The organism is Arthrobacter rhamnosi (genome assembly GCF_054510855.1).
In genome coordinates, this window is sequence record NZ_JBTNDT010000005.1 from 116,078 (window position 1) to 137,253 (window position 21,176).

General features: G+C 69.2%; 18 protein-coding genes and 1 tRNA gene. 12 read left to right on the forward strand and 7 right to left on the reverse strand.

Annotation, left to right across the window (positions count from 1 at the left end; all coding sequences use genetic code 11):
* The first annotated feature begins 42 nt into the window (after positions 1–42).
* The gene (locus tag ACX80I_RS11560) at positions 43–1,431 is read left to right on the forward strand and encodes an MFS transporter (RefSeq protein ID WP_459345273.1); all 1,389 of its coding nucleotides are present in this window, start codon (positions 43–45) and stop codon (positions 1,429–1,431) included.
* A 37-nt stretch (positions 1,432–1,468) separates the two neighbouring features.
* Here ACX80I_RS11560 and dcd read toward each other — a convergent pair whose 3' ends face one another.
* Both dcd and ACX80I_RS11570 read right to left on the reverse strand, forming a co-directional pair.
* Positions 1,469–2,044 (reverse strand): dCTP deaminase, encoded by a 576-nt coding sequence (gene dcd, locus ACX80I_RS11565; protein ID WP_459345274.1) that lies wholly within the window; start codon positions 2,042–2,044, stop codon positions 1,469–1,471.
* A 32-nt stretch (positions 2,045–2,076) separates the two neighbouring features.
* Positions 2,077–2,931: a tryptophan 2,3-dioxygenase gene (locus ACX80I_RS11570; protein ID WP_459345275.1), complete on the reverse strand. Its 855-nt coding sequence runs from the start codon at positions 2,929–2,931 to the stop codon at positions 2,077–2,079.
* A 66-nt stretch (positions 2,932–2,997) separates the two neighbouring features.
* Between ACX80I_RS11570 and ACX80I_RS11575 the strand changes: the two genes are divergently transcribed.
* From ACX80I_RS11575 to ACX80I_RS11625, 11 genes are all read left to right on the forward strand, one after another.
* Positions 2,998–4,047 (forward strand): M4 family metallopeptidase, encoded by a 1,050-nt coding sequence (locus tag ACX80I_RS11575; protein WP_459345276.1) that lies wholly within the window; start codon positions 2,998–3,000, stop codon positions 4,045–4,047.
* Positions 4,044–4,340, forward strand: coding sequence for a protealysin inhibitor emfourin (locus ACX80I_RS11580; protein WP_459345277.1), 297 nt, complete (start codon positions 4,044–4,046; stop codon positions 4,338–4,340). Before ACX80I_RS11575 ends, ACX80I_RS11580 begins: the two co-directional genes overlap by 4 nt.
* A gap of 25 nt (positions 4,341–4,365) precedes the next feature.
* Positions 4,366–4,436, forward strand: a tRNA-Gly gene (locus ACX80I_RS11585).
* 100 nt (positions 4,437–4,536) lie between these two features.
* Complete coding sequence (gene panD, locus ACX80I_RS11590; RefSeq protein ID WP_459345278.1) at positions 4,537–4,968, forward strand: aspartate 1-decarboxylase; 432 nt, start codon at positions 4,537–4,539, stop codon at positions 4,966–4,968.
* A gap of 178 nt (positions 4,969–5,146) precedes the next feature.
* Positions 5,147–6,466, forward strand: coding sequence for an extracellular solute-binding protein (locus tag ACX80I_RS11595; RefSeq protein ID WP_459345279.1), 1,320 nt, complete (start codon positions 5,147–5,149; stop codon positions 6,464–6,466).
* Positions 6,463–7,476 carry a carbohydrate ABC transporter permease gene (locus ACX80I_RS11600; protein ID WP_459345280.1) on the forward strand — a complete coding sequence of 338 codons (1,014 nt, stop codon included), beginning with the start codon at positions 6,463–6,465 and terminating at the stop codon, positions 7,474–7,476. Before ACX80I_RS11595 ends, ACX80I_RS11600 begins: the two co-directional genes overlap by 4 nt.
* Positions 7,476–8,324: a carbohydrate ABC transporter permease gene (locus tag ACX80I_RS11605; RefSeq protein WP_459345281.1), complete on the forward strand. Its 849-nt coding sequence runs from the start codon at positions 7,476–7,478 to the stop codon at positions 8,322–8,324. Before ACX80I_RS11600 ends, ACX80I_RS11605 begins: the two co-directional genes overlap by 1 nt.
* 30 nt (positions 8,325–8,354) lie before the next feature.
* Complete coding sequence (locus tag ACX80I_RS11610; RefSeq protein WP_459345282.1) at positions 8,355–9,728, forward strand: ABC transporter ATP-binding protein; 1,374 nt, start codon at positions 8,355–8,357, stop codon at positions 9,726–9,728.
* Between the two features lie 80 nt (positions 9,729–9,808).
* Positions 9,809–11,536, forward strand: coding sequence for a helicase HerA-like domain-containing protein (locus ACX80I_RS11615; protein WP_459345283.1), 1,728 nt, complete (start codon positions 9,809–9,811; stop codon positions 11,534–11,536).
* A gap of 55 nt (positions 11,537–11,591) precedes the next feature.
* Positions 11,592–11,957 (forward strand): hypothetical protein, encoded by a 366-nt coding sequence (locus ACX80I_RS11620; protein ID WP_459345284.1) that lies wholly within the window; start codon positions 11,592–11,594, stop codon positions 11,955–11,957.
* 26 nt (positions 11,958–11,983) lie between these two features.
* Positions 11,984–12,967 (forward strand): hypothetical protein, encoded by a 984-nt coding sequence (locus ACX80I_RS11625; RefSeq protein WP_459345285.1) that lies wholly within the window; start codon positions 11,984–11,986, stop codon positions 12,965–12,967.
* Between the two features lie 22 nt (positions 12,968–12,989).
* Here ACX80I_RS11625 and ACX80I_RS11630 read toward each other — a convergent pair whose 3' ends face one another.
* The 5 genes from ACX80I_RS11630 to ACX80I_RS11650 form a co-directional block, all read right to left on the reverse strand.
* Entirely contained in the window at positions 12,990–14,078 is a 1,089-nt protein-coding gene (locus ACX80I_RS11630) for an SDR family oxidoreductase (protein WP_459345286.1), read from the reverse strand.
* 159 nt (positions 14,079–14,237) lie between these two features.
* A complete protein-coding gene (locus ACX80I_RS11635; RefSeq protein ID WP_459345287.1) occupies positions 14,238–15,794 on the reverse strand; it encodes an LTA synthase family protein in 1,557 nt (518 codons plus the stop codon).
* A gap of 247 nt (positions 15,795–16,041) precedes the next feature.
* The gene (locus tag ACX80I_RS11640; RefSeq protein WP_459345288.1) at positions 16,042–16,872 is read right to left on the reverse strand and encodes an acetolactate synthase small subunit; all 831 of its coding nucleotides are present in this window, start codon (positions 16,870–16,872) and stop codon (positions 16,042–16,044) included.
* 170 nt (positions 16,873–17,042) lie between these two features.
* The gene (locus tag ACX80I_RS11645) at positions 17,043–19,025 is read right to left on the reverse strand and encodes an NHL domain-containing thioredoxin family protein (RefSeq protein WP_459345289.1); all 1,983 of its coding nucleotides are present in this window, start codon (positions 19,023–19,025) and stop codon (positions 17,043–17,045) included.
* A complete protein-coding gene (locus ACX80I_RS11650) occupies positions 19,022–21,160 on the reverse strand; it encodes a bifunctional copper resistance protein CopD/cytochrome c oxidase assembly protein (protein WP_459345290.1) in 2,139 nt (712 codons plus the stop codon). Before ACX80I_RS11650 ends, ACX80I_RS11645 begins: the two co-directional genes overlap by 4 nt.
* Positions 21,161–21,176 lie beyond the last annotated feature (16 nt).

Below are 21,176 nucleotides of genomic sequence, written 5' to 3' on the forward strand. Positions count from 1 at the left end.
GGTCGGGCGGAATGGGTGTCATACGGCGCTAGCATTCACCCTATGAGTACCCACGAGCAGCTTCCGCAGCCCGCGGAAGCCCCCGCCCCCCTTCCGGCGGTCGGCTCCGGCCGCATCTTCAGCAAGCCCGTCCTCGCGTGGGCCGCCTGGGACTGGGGCTCGGCCGCCTTCAACGCGGTCATGACCACGTTCGTGTTCACGGTGTACCTCACGTCGGAGGCGTTCGGCGGGGAGGAACGCGCCTCGCAGGTACTCGGGTGGGGCCTCGCCGTCGCGGGCCTGCTGATCGCCCTCCTCGCCCCGGTCACCGGGCAGCGCTCCGACAGCGGGGGCCGCCGGAAGCTCTGGCTCGGCGTGAACAGCCTCATCGTCGCCGTGCTCACCGCCCTGTGTTTCTTCGTGTTCCCGAGCCCCGGGATGCTGCTCCTCGGCGTGGCACTCATCGCCGCCGCCAACATCTTCTTCGAGTTCGCCGGGGTGAACTACAACGCGATGCTGACCCAGATCTCGACGCCGGCCACGATCGGCCGGGTCAGCGGGTTCGGCTGGGCGATGGGCTATGTGGGCGGCATCGTGGCGCTCGTGGTGGTCCTCGTCGTGTTCATCCAGCCGGTGGTGGACTGGCCGGGCGCCTCGAGCGACAACGGTCTGAATATCCGGCTGGTGGCCGTCTTCTCGGCGCTGTGGTTCGCGGCCTTCGCGCTTCCGGTGATGTTCGCCGTGCCGGAGGTCCCGCGCAGGGCCCGCGCGGCACAGCTCGGATTCCTCGCCTCGTACGGGCTGCTGGTGCGGCGCGTGAAGGCCATCTACCGGGAGAGCCCCCACACGATCTACTTCCTGCTGGCCAGCGCCATCTTCCGGGACGGCCTGGCCGCGGTGTTCACCTTCGGAGGCATCCTCGCCGCGGGCGCGTTCGGGTTCTCCGCGAGCGAGGTGATCGTCTTCGCGATCGCGGCCAACGTCATCGCCGCCGCCGGCGCCGTGATCGGCGGCTTCCTCGATGACCGGATCGGGCCGAAACGCGTCATCATGGGCGCCCTGGTGGGGCTGCTGGTCGCCGGGACGGCGATCCTCCTGCTCGGCACGGGAACGCATTCCTTCTTCGGCATGGAGTGGACCTCGGACACGACCTTCTGGGTCTTCGGGCTGCTGCTCACCCTGTTCGTCGGGCCCGCCCAGGCATCGTCCCGGGCCTACCTGGCACGCCTCGCACCCGTGGGGGACGAGGGCGAGCTGTTCGGCCTCTACGCGACCACGGGCCGCGCGGTGAGCTTCCTGGCCCCGACGCTCTTCGCCCTCTGCATCGGGATCTTCGGCTCGCAGCTCTACGGCGTGGTCGGCATCCTCGTGGTCCTGCTCGCCGGGCTCCTCGTCCTGCTGCCGGTCCGGCCGCCCTCCCGCGTGGTGCGCGCCGTCGTGCCCGAGGCCTGATCGCGCCCCCGGACGGGCCCAGCCAGGGAATGGGGCGTCAGATGTCCGTCCGGTGGAAGTTGAGGTGGCTGCGCGACGCCGTCGGGCCCCGCTGGCCCTGGTACCGGTTGCCGTATTCACCCGAACCGTAGGGGTGCTCCGCCGGGGAGGTCAGCTTGAAGAAACACAGCTGCCCGATCTTCGACCCCGGCCACAGCTTGATCGGCAGGGTCGCCATGTTGGAGAGCTCGAGGGTCACATGGCCGGAGAACCCGGGGTCGATGAACCCCGCGGTGGAGTGCGTCAGCAGTCCCAGCCGGCCCAGCGACGACTTGCCCTCGAGGCGTGCGGCGATGTCGTCGGGGAGGGTCACCGTCTCGTAGGTGGATCCGAGGACGAACTCGCCGGGGTGGAGGATGAACGGCTCGTCCCGGGCCACCTCGACCAGGCGCGTGAGGTCCGGCTGGTCCTCGGCGGGGTCGATGTGCGCGTACTTGTGGTTGTCGAAGAGGCGGAAGTAGCGGTCGATCCGGACGTCGACGCTGGAGGGCTGCACCATCGCGGGATCGTGCGGTTCGAGGACGATCCGGTGGGCGGCCAGTTCTGCTCGGATGTCGCGGTCTGAGATCAGCACCGTCCAAAACTACCAGTCCTGCAGGCGCCGGTTCAGCGCCCGATCTCGGTGCGCACGGCGAAGAGTTCGGGGAAGAACGTGAGCTCGAGCGCACGCTGCAGGAAGCCGACGCCGGACGAGCCTCCCGTCCCGGCCTTGAACCCGATGGTCCGCGCGACGGTCTTCAGGTGCCGGAACCGCCACAGCTGGAAGTTGTCCTCGAGGTCCACGAGTTCCTCGCACGCCTCGTAGATGTCCCAGTGGCCGGCGGCGTCCTCGTACACCTGCTTGTAGACGGCGACGAGGGCCGGGGTGAACTCGTGCGCCACCGTGACGTCCCGCCCCAGGAGCTCGTCGGGGATGGCGTAGCCCCGCCGCGCGAGGAGCGCGATGAACTCGTCGTACACGCTGCTCTGCGCGAGGAGGTCCGAGAGCAGGGCGCGGGCTGCCGGGTCGGAGTCGAAGACCTGGATCATGGCGGCGTTCTTGTTGCCCAGCAGGAACTCGACGGCGCGGTACTGGTAGGACTGGAAGCCGCTCGAGGACCCGAGGTCGCCGCGGAACTCCGCGTACTCGGACGGGGTGAGCGTCGCGAGCACGGACCACTGCTCGGTCAGCGAGCGCTGAATGTGCTTGATGCGGGCGATGCCCTTCATGGCGGCACGCAGGTCGTCCCCCTGGAGGTGGAGGCGCACGGCGCGGAGCTCGTGCAGCACGAGCTTGAGCCACAGCTCCGAGGTCTGGTGCTGGATGATGAACAGCATCTCGTCGTGATGCTCCGGCGAGCTCACGGGGTGCTGCGCGTCGAGCAGCCTGTCGAGCTCCAGGTAGGACCCGTAGCTCATCTTGTCCGAGAAGTCCCGCTCGATGCCCTGCTCCAGGTCGCGGGTGTTGCGCTCGACACTCATGCGGCAAGCCTACGTCCCCGGATTGTCGGTCCGCGCGGCTACGGTGGGACGCATTCAAGGAGGCCCATGCACCGAATCCACTGCGGCATCGTCCCGCCGCACCTTCTCGTCCGGCTCGCCGCGCTCCGTGATCCGCGGCTCTCGGTCGCGGCCCGCGCGGCACGCCATGCACTGCTGGAGCTCGACCCCGTCCTGCAGGTCCGTTCGGAGGCCCTCCGTGCCCCGGTCCGCCGCGGTTCGGCCGTCGCCGGGACCCTGACCCGGCGCATCTCCGACGCCGGCGGCCGGGAGGAACTCCCGGGGACCCCGGTGCGGGCCGAAGGGGCGCCGGCGACGGGGGACGCCGCCGCGGATGAGGCCTATGACGGCCTCGGTGCCACGTACCGGCTGTTCAGCGAGGAGTACGGCAGGTCGTCGGTCGACGGCGCAGGCAAGCCGCTGGAGGCCACGGTGCACTACGGCACCGGCTACGACAACGCCTTCTGGGACGGCGGGCGCATGGTCTTCGGGGACGGCGACGGAGAGATCTTCGGCCGCTTCACGGCGTCCCTGACGGTGATCAGCCACGAGCTCACGCACGGCTTCACGCAGTACACCACCAACCTGGAGTACCAGGGCCAATCCGGTGCGCTCAACGAGTCGCTGTCCGATGTGTTCGGCGTCCTCGTCGAACAGCGCGCCCTCGGTCAGGACGCCGCTGCCGCCTCCTGGCTCGTGGGAGCGGGCATCTTCACCGCGCACGTGGAGGGGAAGGCGCTGCGCTCCCTCGCGGCTCCCGGCACGGCTTACGACGACGACGTCCTCGGCAAGGATCCGCAACCTGCCACGATGGCCGACTACGTGGAGACGGCGTCGGACAACGGCGGGGTCCACATCAACTCCGGGATCCCCAACCACGCCTTCTACCTCACGGCCACCGCCCTCGGCGGCCCGGCCTGGAAGGGCGCGGGGCGCATCTGGTACGACGCCGTCCTCAATGGCGGCATCCCCCCGGACTGCGACTTCCCCACCTTCGCGAAGGCCACGCAGGATGCCGCCGGAAAGCGTTTCGGCGTCGACAGCCGCGAGGCCGACGCGGTGGCCGACGCCTGGTCGCGGGTCGGCGTACCGGTGTGAGGATCGAGATCACCCGCTCGGGCGGCTTCGCCGGGCTCACCCGGACCTGGACCCTCGAGGTCAGCCGCACCGAGGCCGAGCAGCGCTGGCTGCCGCTCGCGGAGGCCGAGGCCGCGGCCGAGGCCGGTGGCAGCGGAGCGGAGTCCGGGTCGCAACGGGACCGTTTCACCTACAGGATCACCATCGGGTACATGGAGGTGCACTTCTCCGAGAACCGGCTCGATGACCCGTGGCGGGAGCTGATCGAGCGGGCGCGGCCGGCCGATCCCGGGAAGCCGGACGATCTGTTGTAAGGTGATGGAGCGGTCCAACCGCACTGCGGGCGTAGCTCAATGGTAGAGCGCTAGCTTCCCAAGCTCGATACGCGGGTTCGATTCCCGTCGCCCGCTCTCCGCTCCCCTCCGTGGAGCTTCCGGTGGTCCTCCCATGTGCTCGAGGCCACCTCCTCTGCCCTGCTGACGGCCTGCGTTCCGCAGTATCCTTGAAGCGATGAATCGCTCAATGTTCAAGTCGAAGATCCACCGCGCCACGGTCACCCACGCCGACCTGCACTACGTAGGGTCCGTGACCGTGGATCTCGACCTGCTCGACGCCGCGGACATCCTGCCCGGCGAGCTCGTGTCGATCGTGGACATCACCAACGGCGCGCGTCTCGAGACCTACACCATCGCCGGCGAGCGGGGATCCGGCGTCCTCGGCATCAACGGTGCCGCGGCGCACCTGGTGCAGCGCGGTGACCTCGTCATCCTGATCACCTACGCGCAGATGACCACCGAGGAAGCGCGCGCCTTCGTCCCCACCGTCGTCCACGTGGATGCCGGGAACCGCATCGTGGAGCTCGGCTCCGATCCGGCAGAGGCGGTCCTGGGTGACGTCGAACGCCCTCCCTTCGCCCTGGACAACTCCACCGTCTCCGCCTGAACCCTTTCCTCCGACCCTGGCCCCTCCTTCCGGCCCCCTATCCGCCGCGAGATAGTAAGCTGGCTGTCTAGCGGTTTCGGCCGTCTAGGAATAGGGTCAAAAAGGAAGCATGCTTAGGCTGTCGATTCGATTGAATTGCCAGCCGGGTTGTCTACAAGGATGTGGAGGCTCGGTACGGATGCCGCTGAATCGAAGAACACGCAGGGACGCGAAGAACCGCCCGAAGGCCGCCGTCGTGGCGGGCCTGATGATGGGGACGCTGGCCATGAGCGGGTGCGGTCCGGCCCAGGCGGACAACACGCTCACCTGGTACATCAACCCCGACGCGGGAGGCCAGGCCCTCATCGCCCAGAAGTGCAGCGACGAGTCGGGCGGCCGCTACCGAATCGAGACCTCGCTCCTCCCGACCGACGCCGCCTCGCAGCGTGAGCAGCTCGCACGCCGCCTGGCTGCGGGAGATTCGTCGCTCGACATCTTGAGCCTCGATCCCCCCTTCATCCCCGAGCTGGCCGAGCCCGGCTTCCTGGCGCCGGTGCCCGACGACGTCGCCCAGGCCACGACGGAGAACGTCGTCGAGGGTGCCCTCGCCGGGGCCACCTGGAAGGACGAACTCGTCACGGTCCCGTTCTGGGCCAACACGCAGATCCTCTGGTACCGCAAGTCGGTGACCGAGGCAGCCGGCCTGGACATGTCCAAGCCCGTGACCTGGGAGCAGATCATGGAGGCCGCGAAGAGCCAGGAGAAGACGCTCGGTGTGCAGGGCGCCTCGGCGGAATCGATGACGGTGTGGGTGAACGCGCTCATCGAGTCGGCGGGTGGCTCCATCATCGTCGATCCCGAGGCCACGGCGGACACGATCGAGCTCGGCCTCGACTCGGACGCCGGCATCGCGGCGGCCGAGGTGATCTCGACGATCGGCAAGGACGGGCTGGGCGGCCCGGGCCTTCCCACGCAGGCGGAGAACGAATCCCTCATCAGCTTCCAGGGTGACTCCGGCTCCTTCATGGTGAACTGGCCGTTCGTCTGGCCGGCCACCTCCGGCGCCGTCGAGGCCGGAACGGTCGACAAGGCGGTCCTGGACGACATCGCCTGGGGCATCTACCCACGGATGACGGAGGACCAGGAGTCAGCACCGCCACTCGGGGGGATCAACCTCGGCGTCGGCGCCGAGAGCAGCAACCCGGAGCTGGCCTTCGAGGCGATCCAGTGCATCGTCTCGGTCGAGAACCAGGCGGAATACTTCGTGACCAACGGCAACCCGCCGTCGAACACGGAGGCTTACGAGGATCCCCGCGTCGAGGAGTCCTTCCCCATGGCCGAAACGATCAGGGACTCGCTCCAGCTCGCAGCACCCCGTCCGCAGACACCGTTCTACAACGAGGTCTCCACCGGCATCCAGCAGACCTGGGCGCCGCCCGGCGCCGTCGATCCCGAGAGCACTCCGGGATCGTCGAGCGACTTCATCACATCGGTCCTTCGAGGGGAGCAACTCCTGTGACCTCCGCCATTCCCGCCAAGACGACGACGGCGTCGTCCTCCGACCCCGGCCCGCGCCTCGACACAGGCAACGGCAGGGCCAACGGCAGGACCCGTCGGGCGCCCCAACAGTACAGCGACCGGGTACGTGCAGAACGGCGGCTCGGCTGGATGCTCGCAGGTCCGGCCTTCGTCATCATGCTGCTCGTCACGCTGTACCCGATCCTGCAGGCAATCTACGAATCCCTGTTCCGGTTCCGCCTCACGGCTCCGGATGAACGGGAGTTCATCGGCCTCGGGAACTACGGGGTGATCCTCAGCGACCCCGTCTGGTGGTCGGACCTGTGGACCACGGTGCTCATCACGATCGTCACCGTGGCCGTGGAACTCGTGCTCGGCTTCGCGCTCGCACTCGTCATGCACAAGGCCCTGAAGTCGGTCCGCGGGCTCCTGCGCACCGCGATCCTCGTCCCGTATGGCATCATCACCGTGGTGTCGGCCTTCGCCTGGTTCTATGCCTTCGACATCAGCTCCGGGTACGTCAACAGCTGGTTCGGCTGGCTCCCCGGTATCGACGAGAACCTGAACTGGTTCGCGCAGGGACCCACTGCCCTGTTCGTCATCATGGCGTCGGAGATCTGGAAGACCACGCCGTTCATCTCGCTGCTCCTCCTCGCCGGCCTCGCGCAGGTGCCGGACGAGCTCAGCGAGGCGGCCAAGGTCGACGGCGCCACCTGGTGGGAGCAGATGCGCAAGGTCATCATCCCCAACATGAAGGCCGCGATCATGGTGGCCGTGCTGTTCCGGGCGCTGGACGCCTTCCGCATCTTCGACAACGTCTTCATCATGACCAATGGTGCGTACAACACGGAGGTGCTGTCACTGCTCGCCTACCGGCAGTCCATCAGTAGGCTCGAGATCGGTCTCGGTTCCGCCGTCTCCGTCCTCCTGTTCCTCTGCGTCCTGCTGATCTGTTTCGTGGCGATCAAGCTGTTCAAGGTCGATCTCGCCGGCACGCAGGGAGGAAAGTAATGACGAACACCACCACCAGGGGCAAGGTCCTCTGGACCGTCGTCACGATCCTCGTCCTGATCTACGCGCTGTTCCCCGTGATCTCGATCCTCGCGACGTCCTTCAAGGCGCCGGGCGACCTGACGAGCGGCAAGTTCCTGCCGACCTCGGGCAAGGCCACCACCAGCAACTATGAGCAGATCCTCGTCGGCGACGCCCAGGGACTGTTCCTCTCGGCCCTGCGCAACTCGATCGGCATCTCGCTGATCGCCACGTTCATCGCCGTGGTGCTGGCTACCCTGTGCGCCTACGCGATCGCCCGGCTCGACTTCCCCGGCAAGAAGTTGGTGCTCACCACGGCACTGGCGGTCTCGATCTTCCCCGTCATCTCGATCGTGACGCCGCTGTTCAACCTGTGGCGCACCATCGGCCTCTACGACACCTGGCTCGGGCTGATCATCCCCTACCTGTCGCTGACCCTGCCGATCTCCATCTGGACCCTCGCCGCCTTCTTCCGGCAGATCCCGTGGGAGCTCGAGCAGGCCGCGCAGGTGGACGGCGCGACGACGTGGCAGGCCTTCCGCAAGGCGATCGTGCCGCTGGCCGCTCCCGGGGTGTTCACCACGGCGATCATCGCGTTCTTCATCGCCTGGAACGACTTCGTGTACGGGATCTCGCTGACCTCCACCGAGGCGGCACGGCCGGTCCCCGCAGCGCTCGCGTTCTTCACGGGCGCTTCGCAGTTCGAGGCACCGACAGGAGCCATCTCGGCGGCGGCGATCATCGTCACCATCCCGATCGTCCTCCTGGTGCTGCTCTTCCAACGCCAGATCGTCTCGGGCCTGACCTCGGGCGCCGTCAAGGGCTAACGCCCCCGGTTCAAGAAAAGGATTCGCACCATGGCTTCAATCACCCTCAACCACCTGGTCAAGAAGTACGGCGACGGCTTCCCCGCCGTCAACGACGTCAGCATCGACATCGCCGACGGCGAGTTCATCATCCTGGTGGGCCCGTCCGGCTGTGGGAAGTCGACGCTGCTGCGCATGATCGTGGGCCTGGAGGACATCACCGACGGCGACCTGCTCATCAACGGACAGCGCGTGAACGACAAGGCGCCGCGCGACCGCAACCTGGCGATGGTGTTCCAGAACTACGCGCTGTACCCGCACCTCACCGTGTACGAGAACATCGCGTTCCCGTTGCGCCTCGCCAAGGGCAAGCACTCCGAGGACCAGGTGAACAAGCTCGTCACCGAGGCCGCGGCCACCCTGGAACTCACGGACCACCTGCAGCGCAAGCCGGCCAACCTCTCCGGTGGCCAGCGGCAGCGCGTCGCGATGGGCCGCGCGATCGTGCGGCAGGCGGACGCGTTCCTCTTCGACGAGCCGCTCTCCAACCTGGACGCCAAGCTCCGCGGCCAGATGCGGTCGGAGATCTCCCAGATGCAGCGCCGGCTGGGCGTAACCTCCGTCTACGTGACCCACGACCAGACCGAGGCCATGACGCTCGGTGACCGCGTGGCCGTCCTGAAGAAGGGCGAACTGCAGCAGATCGCCTCACCACGCGAACTGTACGAGCAGCCCATCAACCTCTTCGTGGCCGGGTTCATCGGCTCGCCGTCGATGAACTTCCTGCCTGCCACCCTCGAGGGGAACGTCCTCCGGACGGCCGTCGGCGACCTGGAGATCCCCGCCGAGAAGGCCCGTAAGGCGGCGGGCAAGAGAGTGGTCCTCGTGGGTGTCCGTCCGGAGTTCTTCGAGGACGCCAAGCTCGTGGAGGACCACAAGCGCTCCAACGGCTCCACGTTCAACGCGACCCTGACGCACACCGAGTGGCTCGGCAACGAGCAGTACGGGTACATCAACTTCGACCCGGCACCCGAGATGCGCGAGCTGCTGAACAACCTCGCACGGGACATGGACGCCGACGAGCTGCGCCCGCAGGTGGTCGTCACCCTGGATGCCGCGAGCCGGATCCGTGGCGGGCGTGAGGCGGAGCTCTGGCTGGACACCCGCAAGCTCCACCTGTTCGACGCCGAGACGGGTGAGAACCTGACACGCGACGCGGAGGCGGGCGCGGAGCTCACACGCCAGGCCGGCGAGGAGCGGGCCGAGGAGATCGAGATCGCCCAGCAGGCGGACGGACACGGGAACGGGAACGGCACCGGTTTCAGCAGCGGCACATCCGGTCGGACGGACGGCGCACCGGTCGACGCCGGTGCCGGGCGCACCGGCGGTGCCACGGCGGCAGGCGGCGCGCACACCGCGGGCTGACCCGATTCCTGCCTGCTCCGGCAGGGCCCAGCAGGACCGGCATCCGCAAGGGTGCCGGTCCTGCTGTGTAGTGTGGCCCTATGCCCGAACAGGATGCCGCCGCCCGGATCGCCGACATCACCGCGGGATACGTCTTCGAGGGTCCCACCCTGCACCTCGGCGCAGCACTTGTGGACGGGACACTCCACGCCGACGCGCAGGTGCGCCTCCCGCTCGCCATGATGAACCGGCACGGCCTGATCGCGGGTGCCACGGGGACCGGCAAGACCGTGACCCTCCAGATCCTGGCGGAGCAGCTCTCTGCGCAGGGAGTCCCCGTCTTCCTCTCCGACATCAAGGGAGACCTGACGGGCCTGGCGCGTCCGGGCACCGCCTCCGACAGGCTGGCGGAGCGGGCCGCGAGCGTCGGCCAGGACTGGACCCCCACAGCATTCCCGGTCGAGTTCCTCTCCCTCGGCGGCGACGGAGACGGCATCCCCGTCCGCGCCACCATCTCCTCCTTCGGGCCCCTGCTCCTCAGCCGCGTGATGGACCTCAACGAGACGCAGGAATCGAGCCTGCAGCTCGTGTTCCATTACGCCGACCGGAACGGCCTCGAGCTCTACGATCTCGCCGATCTGCGCGCTGTCATCGGCTTCCTCACCTCCGACGAGGGGAAGGGCGCCCTCGCGTCACTCGGCGGCCTCTCGAGGGCCACGGCCGGCGTGATCCTGCGCGAACTGGTCACCCTCGAGGCGCAGGGCATGGACGCCTTCTTCGGCGAACCCGAGTTCGACACAGCAGACCTGCTGCGGACCGCCGCTGATGGACGCGGCATGATCACCGCGCTGGAGCTCGTCGCCGTGCAGCAGAAGCCGCGGCTCTTCTCGACGTTCCTGATGTGGCTGCTCGCGGACCTGTTCGCCGAGCTTCCGGAGGTCGGCGACGTCGACAAGCCCCGCCTCGTGTTCTTCCTGGACGAAGCGCACCTGCTCTTCGCGGGCTCCTCGAAGGCATTCCGGGAATCGATCCAGGCCACCGTGCGGCTCATCCGATCCAAGGGCGTGGGAATCTTCTTCATCACGCAGACCCCCCGGGACATTCCCGGGGAGGTCCTCGGCCAGCTGGCCAACCGGATCCAGCACGCCCTGCGCGCGTTCACGCCCGACGACGCGAAGGCACTGCGCGCCACGGTGTCGACCTTCCCGATGAGCCCGTACGACCTGGCGGAAGTCCTGACGTCCGCCGGGATCGGCGAGGCCGTCGTCACCGTCATGAACGAGCGCGGAGCCCCGACACCGGTGGCGTGGACCCGCCTGCGCTCCCCCGAGTCGGTTATGGGCCGGGCTCCGGAGGGAACCGTCCCCGCCGTCGTCACCTCGTCGTCCCTCCTGCCGGAGTACGGCCAGGCGATCGACGGCTACTCCGCCTACGAGAAGCTGACCGGTCGGCCGGTGCCCCTCCCCCTGCCGGGTGCTTCCACTCCCGTCCCTGCCGGCCCACCCGGCGACACGGCTCCCGATCGGTCGGCGGGCAGGTCCGGGGATGATCGCGACGCCGAGGCACAGCGCATCGAGGAGGAGATCCTCGGGATGCCGTCCCGGCCCTCGCCGGACGGCGGTCGGCGCTCAGGGCAGAACGGGCGGGAGCGCAGTGTCCCTCACGCCGATCGGGACGAGCGGGAGAGCGGCACGGGTCGGCCGTCGGCCCAGCGCGGACCGGACAGGGACGAGATGGCCGATCTTGCCCTGAAGGCCGCCGGCGTCATCGGCAGGGAACTCGCACGGGGTCTGTTCGGCACCAAGCGCCGGAAGCGCCGTTGGTACTGAGGCAGGGCTGCTACCCGGCAGCCGGGGGCACCGTCCGATGATGGTGCTCGAGATCGTGAGTTCCACCCTCACGGTGCTGGGGCTGGGGCTCCTCATCGCCGCCCTCGTGATCCGGCTGGTCTACGGCTCGTGGACCCGGACCCAGGCGATCACCTTCGAGCACGAGGGGCACCCCTATCTGCGCTGGCACGACCACCGCTATCGCATCGTGGAGGCCCTGTGGTCGAGCTGCGCGCACCAGCGGCGGGGACACGCCGTCCCTCCACCGCCGGCCCCCGGGAAGGACGTGGACATCTTCTATTCCGCCCGTGACGCCGGCCACTGGTCGCTGGAGAAGCCCTACCGGGGCACCCGCATCCTGGCCGTCGTAGGACTCGCGTGCTCCATCGGAGGGGTGGTGCTGGGCTTCCTGCCCGGCTGAACGTGCACAGCCGGTACCGTTGAGAGGTGCACACCCCCGTAGTGAAGGTCCTCGCGGCATGGCTGCTCGGCCTCATGCTCGTCGGCGCGGCTTTCGTCGCGACCGTGGTCCTCCTCAACGGACGGCTCTACGGCCCGGAACACCAGGTGGGCCTGTACCTCGAGGCCCTGCAGCAGGGCGACGGCGGCAAGGCTCTGGGTCTGCTCAACGCCTCCGTCCCGGAGGGCTCCAATCCCACCCTGCTCGACGGCGAGGCCCTGCGCCGGGCGTCCGCGTCCCTCGGGGACGTCGAGGTCGGCGACGCCCGCACGACGGACAGCGACCGGGTCGAGGTCCCGGTCACCTACAACGTCGACGGAGCGGAGACGACGACGGTCTTCCCGCTCCAGCAGACGGGCACGGAGTGGGGCTTCTTTCCTGTGTGGCGCTTCGAGCACACCGTCCTGCCCACGGTCGAGGTGTCGGCCCTGAACAGCGTCGAGGCCGCGGTGAACGGCGTCGACGTCGGACTGCCCGACGGCAAGGCCGCGCTGGCGTCCTTCTACCCCGCCGTCGTCGACGCGACCTACGAGGGGAAGTTCTTCTCCGCTCCCCCACAGCACGCGGCGGTCACGAGCCGGGACACGCCCCCTCCCGCACTGGCCCTCACCATGGAGGCGACGCCCGAGCTCGTCCAGGCGGTCGACGACCAGCTGCACACATTCCTCGACGGCTGCGCCGGCCAGACCGTCTTCCAGCCGACCAACTGCCCGTTCTACTACTTGACGAATGAGCGGCTGGCCGGCGGTATCGCCTGGTCCATCGAAGAGTACCCATCCGCGACGGTCACCCCGGACAACGGCCAGTGGTCGCTGGCTCCGCTGCGCGGGTCCGCCCGCATCGACACCCGGTTGCGTGATTTCTTCTCCGGTGCCGTCCGGGACGTGTCGGAGTCCGTCCCCTTCGAATTCGAGGCGGACCTCCTGGTGACCGAGGACACCATCACGGTCACACCCGTGGTCCGCTACTAGCCGTGTCGGGACGGCACGCAGATCAGGGGATGAGGTTGTCGGCGCGGTAGCGGTCGAAGAGCGAGAGGAAGGCGTCGGAGGTCCGCCGGTACCCCATGAAACCGGCGTCCCTGCTCTTGCCCATATCGGTCACCACCTCGATGTCCCGGCCCAGGTCGCCGTCCGTGTGCCACCAGGAGGCCACACGGTCCAGCCGCGGTTCGGCCAGCCCATGGCGCTGCGCGAGCTCCGCCCACTGGTCCTCCCGTCCGGCCATGGCCTGCTCGAGCGGTCGCGGTGCGCCGGCATAGCCCTCCCACTCGACCCCGAAGTAGGCGGCGAGCCTCGGCCACATCCAGCGCCACCGGAACACGTCTCCGTTGACGATGTTGAAGGCTTCGTCGGCCGCAGCGGGGGTCGTCGATGCCCAGAGCATGTGCTCGGCGAGCAGCCCGGCGTCCGTCATGTCGGTCAGCCCGTTCCACTGAGTCTCCGAGCCCGGGAAGACGAACGGCTCGCCCGACTCCCGGCAGAGGGTCGCCTGGGCCGCGAGCGTGAGGCCCATGTTCATGGCGTTGCCCACCGCGTGGCCGATCACCGTGTGGGAGCGGTGCACCGACCACGTGAACCCCTGCTCAGCCGCCGCAGCGAACAGCTCGTCCTCCTGCGCATAGTAGAAGTTCGGCACCGGCAGGCGCGGCTCCTCCTCGTGGAACGGGGTGTCCGCCATCTCCCCGGCCGCGTACGCCTCGAACGGGCCGAGGTAGTGCTTGAGGCCGGTCATGAGGGCCACATGGGCCACGTCCTTGCCGCGGAGGGCGGCCAGCAGGTCGCGCAGCATGCCGGCGTTGACCGAGATGTTCTCCTCCTCGGTGTTGCGCCGTGACCACGCTGTGAAGAAGACGTGCGTAGGGTTTTCCGGCTCGAGGACGGCGGCCAGGGACTCGGCCGATGTCAGGTCCGCCGACAGCCGGCGCACGCCGTCGCGCTCCGCTCCGGGCGTGCGGGACAGCGCCAGCACGGGCCATCCCTCGGCGGTGAGCTTCTCGACCAGGGCGGACCCCGCGATACCCGTGGCTCCCACCACGAGTGCCGTCCGCTGTCCGTCCGGTCGCACGGTTCCTGCCGTCATCCTGCGCTCCTTCTCGTCGTGCCGCCGCCCGTGCCCGCCTTCGCCGGTCCGGGCACTGCGCGTCCTTCCGGCCCGTCCGGGCCCCGAAGGCGACAAGCCCGCCTGCCGGCAGGATATTCCCGGTGGTGACCGGAGCAGCCGGTGTGCTCCGGCCGCGCCTCAGGGCTCCTGCGTCGCGGCCTCGCTACCCCATGCCTCGGTGTAGAACTGCTGGGAATTCGCGTCCAGCAGCTCTGCATAGAGGTCCGGCTTCAAGGCCTGGGCCGAACCGGCCGGGACCTCGGGGGCGAAGGCGGATACGCCCAGCCCGGCCTCGGAGTCCTGCAGGGTCAGGCCGGCGGCCTCCAGGATGGTGGGGTACAGATTCAGCTGGTCCACCCGCGGGCGGAGCGCAGGCGTGCCACCCGGAACCCAGACCCGGTTGAAAACGGTGCGGTTCTCGTGGTGGTCCAGCTGCTCGTGGAACGCATTGCCGGCACTCATGAGCTTGAGGTGGTCGCCGGTGATCACCACGGCGGTGTCCTCGAGGTAGCCCTTCTGCCGCATGTAGTCCACGAACCCGGCGACCTGCGTCATGGAGCAGGAGTACACGGAGGTGACCACGTTCTCGGTGTCCACGTCGCAGTAGTCGTAGACGAACACCGGCTCGTGGGTGTCCAGGGTCAGCATGGACAGGTTGAACGGCTCGCCGGTGCGCTCCGCCTCGGCATGCAGCCGGTCGATCTCGTCGCGGGCGTTCGCCATCAGGCGTTCATCGCTCAGGCCCCAGTCGCCGCGGAAGCTCCTCGCCGGCTCCCCGGCGGCACGCCAGTCCGCGAGGTCCTTCTCCTCGGAGTAGCCATGGGTCTCCAGGAAGACGTCCTTCGCGGCGAAGGAGGCGTTCGCACCGCCCAAAAAGGTGCTGGTGTAGCCGTGATCGGCCAGGACATCGCCCAGGCAGGTCAGCCCGCCCAGGTAGGTGTCGGCGCCGCCGCCGAGGTCGTTCGACGGGGCGCTGCCCGCGGCGGAGCCTCCGGCCTTCAGCGGGACGCCGCACTGCGTCCCGACGAGGCCGGCCATGGTCCAGCCCCCGCCCTCGTACTGCTGGAAGTCCTCCACGCCCTGCCAGCCGTCGGCGGCACGGGTGACCTTTTTGAGCGGGGCGAATGCGTCCTTCTCGAAGAGCTGCTCGTCCTCGAGGGTGGCCTCACCGGACTCGAGGAAGATCAGTACCAGGTTGCGCTTGTCCGCGTCGCCGGTCACAACCGGTTCCCGATAGTAGTCGCCGAGGTCGTAGTCGGAGTTCGCCGCCCTGATGTAGTCCCCGATGCCCACCGTGGTGGAGAAGGCCGTGACGCCGCCGAGGACCACGGCCGCCACCAGGGCGGTGGAGATGGCGCGCGCTACCCACGGCGGACGACGACGCCCCTGGTCACCGCCGTCCCGGTGGTGCCGACGCCGTCGGGAGTACTGCCACAGGGCGATCCCGACGGTGATGAGCACGGGCGCGACGCCGACGCCCAGGATGCCGACCCAGACGATGGACCCGCCGCCCCCGTCGGTCTCCACGGAGACGAGGTTCATGAGCATCTGGCTGACGGAGATCGTGCCCCAGTAGTAGCGGATGCCCAGGGCCGTGATGAGCAGAACGAGGCCGGCCCAGATCAGGAGGTAGACCAGGAAGCGTCCCACGACGACGCCGACCCGTCGGGTCGCGTGGAGGATCGGGGCAGACATGGCACACCTCGCGTTCCGGATGCCGTGATATCGCCGTACACCCTTGACAGCCGGCCCGTTCCCGGGCCCATCGAAGACTAGTACGGCTACGCTACCCCGTTCAACGGCCGTTCACCTTCAAGCAACCGCTTGTACATCCCGCGTCCGCGCCCCCGGCGCGGCGGCTCCCATCCGGGGTACCTGCGCCACGGCTCCGGGCACCCGGCGCGGCGGCCCGCCACCCGGGGTCGCCCGGTGCCTCGAGCCCTCAGGGGCGTCCGGCGGAGTGCGTCGCCAGGGCAGCGAGCTCGGCGAGCCGGTGGGCCCGTGCGGATTCGGCGGCCGTGAACGGCTCACCGGCCCGGGTGAACACCATCGGCTCCCCGACCGGGGAGGGGATCTTGAGGAGTTCGCTGCCCTCGACGAAGGACCGGACAGCGGGTGGCGGCGCCGGCACCGGGTCGGCGACGAGGAGTTCGGCGACGGCGTAGCGCAGCTCCGTGGGGTCCTGCACCACGCGGCAGGCGAGGGCGAGCGCCTTGGTCTGCCCGTCGGCCAGGGCCAGGGCGGTGGACGGCCACACCCGGGCGGACGTGCCGCCGCCGATCGTCAGGGCCCGGAGGAGGTCCTGCTCCCCGACCCCGCCGGGTGCTGCGAGGACGAATTCGTCGACACTGGAGCGTGCACCGGGGTGGATGTGGAGGGACAGGATGTTGACGCCGCGTCGTGCGAGCTGGTGGGAGATGCGTTCCAGGGCTCCGGGGGTGTCCTCGACCAGCACCCGTGCCCGCCACAGCTCCATCGTCGTGTCGAGGCGCCTGCGCTGCCTCAGGGCGGGCGCGTGCAGCCAGGCCCTCAGGAACCGCATCACGGAGGGCTCCGCCACCCAGATGACCAGGGCGGTCGCCGTGAGGGCGAGGAGGAGGACCTTGAGCGGATAGGCCAGGTGCGTCTGGACCACCGCGGCGTGGACGGCCAGTTCGATGGGGAGCATCACGGCGACGTTGGCGAGGGTCAGCCGTACCTTCCCGGGCTCGGGCAGCTGCCCGCAGGAGTCGCAGCGGAGGGAGGCGGCGGTAGAACCAGTGGAGCGTGTCATGACTCCACTGTCCGGAGCGCCCGTTTCGGGGACGTTGCAGGCGGGTTCCACGACCAAGAACTTGACGACGGCGTCCCGAGCAGTCCTCCGATCGCCGCCCGGTCGTCCCGGCCCGCCCTAGGCCGGGAGGAACGGAGGGCACCCGCCGATGCCCTCCGTTCCCCGACAGGTCAGTCGAGTCCGCGCAGGTCCAGGGTCAGGTCCGTGGCGCCGTCGGCCGTCACGGAGACGGGGATGCCCCAGTCCTGCTGGTACAGGTGGCACGCGGCGTGGTCGGGGATCTCGCCGCCCGGCTCGCCGTCGCAGGACGCGGCCCGCGCCGTGATGTGCAGGACACCGTCGCCCGCCCCGGGCGCGAGCACGAGCTCGCGGGTCAGCCCGGTCGACGTGCCGCCCCCGGACACCAGGAGGGATTCGGGCGAGGCGCTGATCTTCAGCTGGGTGGGATCGCCCCAGCGGTCGTCGAGCTTCTGCCCCTTGGGGGCCGTGAAACGCACGGTCAGGGCCACGGGGCCCGCGGACATCGGGGTCTTGGGCCGCTGCGTCTGGGACGCGCCCTCGTCGACGGCGAGCGCCTCCTTGGGCAGGGGCACCCGGACCAGCTGGTGCCGGTTCGTCTCGACGACGATGAGCAGCGGATCCCCGCCGTCGGCCACGGGCGTTATGTCCACGAGGACGTCGGACGGTTCGGAGAGGCCGCGCAGCAGCGTGGACACCTGGCGGGTGGCCGGGTCGTAGCGGCGGACCGCACCGTTGTAGGTGTCGGCGATGGCGATGGAGCCGTCGGGGAGCGCGGTGACGCCCAGCGGGTGCTGGAGGCGTGCCTGGTCCGCGTCACCGTCACGGAAGCCGAAGTCGAACAGACCGGTTCCGACGGCCGTCCCCACCTGCACCGTGCTGCATCCGTCCACCTCGGCAAAGGTCAGGAAGCGTACCGACGAGGTCTCGGAATCGGCGATCCAGACCGTGCCGTCCGCGCCTTCCGCGAGGCCGGAGGACTGGGCGAACCACGCCTCGGAGGCATCGCCGTCGAGCAGTCCCTCCAGGCCGGTTCCCGCCAGGACCTCGACGGCGGACGTGCGGGGGTCGTAGCTGAAGATCTGGTGCGTGCCGGCCATGGCGACGACCAGGCGGTCCAGCACCGACGAGTACAGCACGTCCCACGGGGAGGACAGCGAGACGTTCAGCGCGTCCGTGCCGAGCTGGGTCTCCGTGAGGCGCGGGGTCTCGCTCGGGGCGCCGACCTCGGAGGCGTTCTCCTGCCGCCCCGTCTTCGTGTGGTTCCCGGCGTCGAGCAGGCGCTGGGTCCCGTTGCCGGCGAGGGTGCGCACCTCGCCCGTGGCGAGGGTCACGCCACGCAGGCGGTGGTTGACGGAGTCGGCGACGACGACGTCGTACCCGACCTCGGAGGCCAGTTCGGCCGGCAGGAGGGCGACGCCCTGGGGCTCGTTGAACTGCGCCTCGTCGGCACCTCCGTCGCGGAAGCCCTTCGTGCCGGAGCCGATGGTGCGGCGCACGGTGACGAGGTCCGCCTCGAGCTCGACGAGCCGGTGGTGGCCCGTATCACCGGCGAGGAAGGTGCCGGTGGCGGGCAGGGCGAGCAGCTTGCCCGGGAACTTGAGGTCGCCCGCGGTACTCTCGGCCGGCACGTACGGGCCGTTCCCCCGGTGCAGCGTGCCCTTGGCCTCGTGCTCGGCGACGAGCTCCTCCACGAGGGACGTCAGGCCGGCCGCATGCCCCTCGCCGGAGAGGTGCGCCACGATGTAGCCCTCGGGATCGATGACCACGAGCGTCGGCCAGGCCCGCGCCGTGTAGGCCTGCCAGGTGGTGAGCTCGGGGTCGTCGAGGACGGGATGGTGGATGTCGTAGCGCTCGACGGCGGCTGCAAGGGCCACGGGATCCGCCTCGTGCTCGAATTTCGGGGAATGCACGCCGACGGTCACGAGCACGTCCGAGTACTGCTCCTCGAGGGGCCGCAGCTCGTCGAGCACGTGCAGGCAGTTGATGCAGCAGAACGTCCAGAAATCGAGGATCACGATCTTCCCCCGGAGATCCTCGAGCTGCAGCTGCCTGCCGCCGGTGTTGAGCCAGTTACGGCCGGTCAGCTCTGAGCCGCGCACGCGGTAGCCGGTGCGCACGGTGGTCTCGGTCATTCATCGTCTCCTGCTGTGGTGGCCCGCGCCGCGGGCTTGGCTCCCGGGCGGGGTCCGACGTCGCGCGCGGCGAGGTCGGCGAACATGTTGTTGTAAGCCTCGAGATCGGCGTCCTTATTCCTGTCCGCCGCCCGGTCCTTGCGCTTGGTCTCCCGCGCGTCCGATCGCGACCACATGACGGCCACGCCGATCGCGAGGAGGAGGGTCGGGATCTCCCCGACTCCCCAGGTCACCGCGCCGCCCACCTGCTGGTCGGCGAGGGCCGAGGCACCCCACTCGCGGCCCATGTTGCCGAACCAGGATGCCTCGAGCAGCGACGTGGAGCCCATCAGGGTCACACCGAAGAAGGCATGGAACGCCATGGTCGCGAAAAGGAGCAGGATCCGCAGGGGGTAGGGCGCGCGGAGCGGAACGGGGTCCGATCCGATCATCGAGAGCACGAAGATGTAGCCCGTGAGGAGGAAGTGCGTGATCATCAGCTCGTGGCCGACGTGCTCGCGCAGGGCGAAGCCGAACAGCGGGGAGTAGTAGAACACGATGATGGACGCCACGAAGTTGCCGGCGGCGACCAGCGGGTGCGTGATGATCCTCGACGGCCAGGAGTGCACGATCACGAGGATCCACTCCCGGAGCCCCCGCGTGCCGTCCCGGCGGGCGCCGAGCGCCTTGAGCGCGAGGGTAACGGGCGCGCCGAGCACCAGGAACAGCGGCACCACCATTGTGAGTGCCATGTGATCGATCATGTGGGCGCTGAAGAGCACCATGCCGTAGATGGCCGGCGCGCCGGACGTGAAGTAGGTCAGCAGTACCAGGCCCACGAGCCAGCTGATGAGCCGGGTCAAGGACCACGAGTCCCCGCGGCGGTGCAGCTTCGCCGTACCTAGGATGTAGGCGATGCCCAGCGTCAGCGCGACCGTGATCCACAGCCAGTCCGGCCGCCACTCGGTCAGCCAGCGGGCCGCGGTCGGCTCCGGCGGGAGGTCGTACCCGGACAGGATGCGGGCCGGACCGGCCTCGGTGGGGAGCTCCTCTGCACGCGGAGGCGCCGTCCGTCCGAGGGCGCCCGCCACACCGGAGACGGCGCCCATGATAACCAGTTCGACGGCGACGAGCTGCCACAGCACACGGCGCGCGGACAGCTTCGACGCTGCACTGCCGGAGGACGCCTCCAGCTGCGGGATGATCCACTGCCGGTGCATCCAGCCGATACCGCCGAGGAGCAGCGTGGCGATGGTCTTGAAGGTGACCAGCAGCCCCCACGAGGAGCTGAGCTGCGCGAGGTCCGTGATGCGGAGGCTGGCGTTCACCACGCCGGAGCCGACCACGAGGACGAAGGCAAATCCTGCGAGGGCCGAGAAGCGCTTCAGGACCGGCAGGGTCTGTCCGCCCAGCGTGCCGCTGACGACGGCCAGAGCGATGATCCCGCCCATCCACAGGCAGACTCCGACGAGGTGCAGCGCGATCGAGTTCACAGCGGCGTTGTGGTCGTCCCCGCTCGCGGAATGGCCGATCAGCGCCATGGGCAGGAGGTTGAGGAGCGCCAGCACCAGCGTCAGCGCCAGGCCGGTCTGCGACCGGACACCGAAGAGGATCGTGGCGAGGACGGCGGAGACGATGGAGGTCACCAGCCAGGCGCGGCCCGTGGAGAAGTCGGTGAGGAAGGCGGCGAGCCCCTGAGTGTACGCGGGGTCCGTGCTCAACGGCAGGCCCGCGGCGTCGGAGTAGGTGAAGATCATGACACCGAGCGCCCCGAGCGTCCATGCGACGGCCGAAACCGAGGCCAGGAGCAGCACGCGGGCGAAGGCGGGATGCTCGGCAGCACCGTCCTTCGGCTTCCGGCCGGTGTCGCCGACCCTCCGCGGCAGCAGGACCACGGCGAAGACGAGAGCACCGATGGTGGCGGCAGCCGCCGTGTTGTTGAGTACCTTGGCGACGGGCAGGCCCCACCTCGTCAGGGCGCCGGGGTCGCCGAGCTGCCGTGCGGCGGCCGCTCCCGAGTAGAACAGGGCCGCGACGAGGGCCGCGAAGACGACGACGCCCGCGAGGATCAGCCAGCCGGTGCCGATGGCGCGGTCCGGAGAGGCGCCGGTGCGCGTCTGGCGCGGGTTTTTCGCTGTTGTGGACACGTACACCATTCTCTACCCGGAGTAG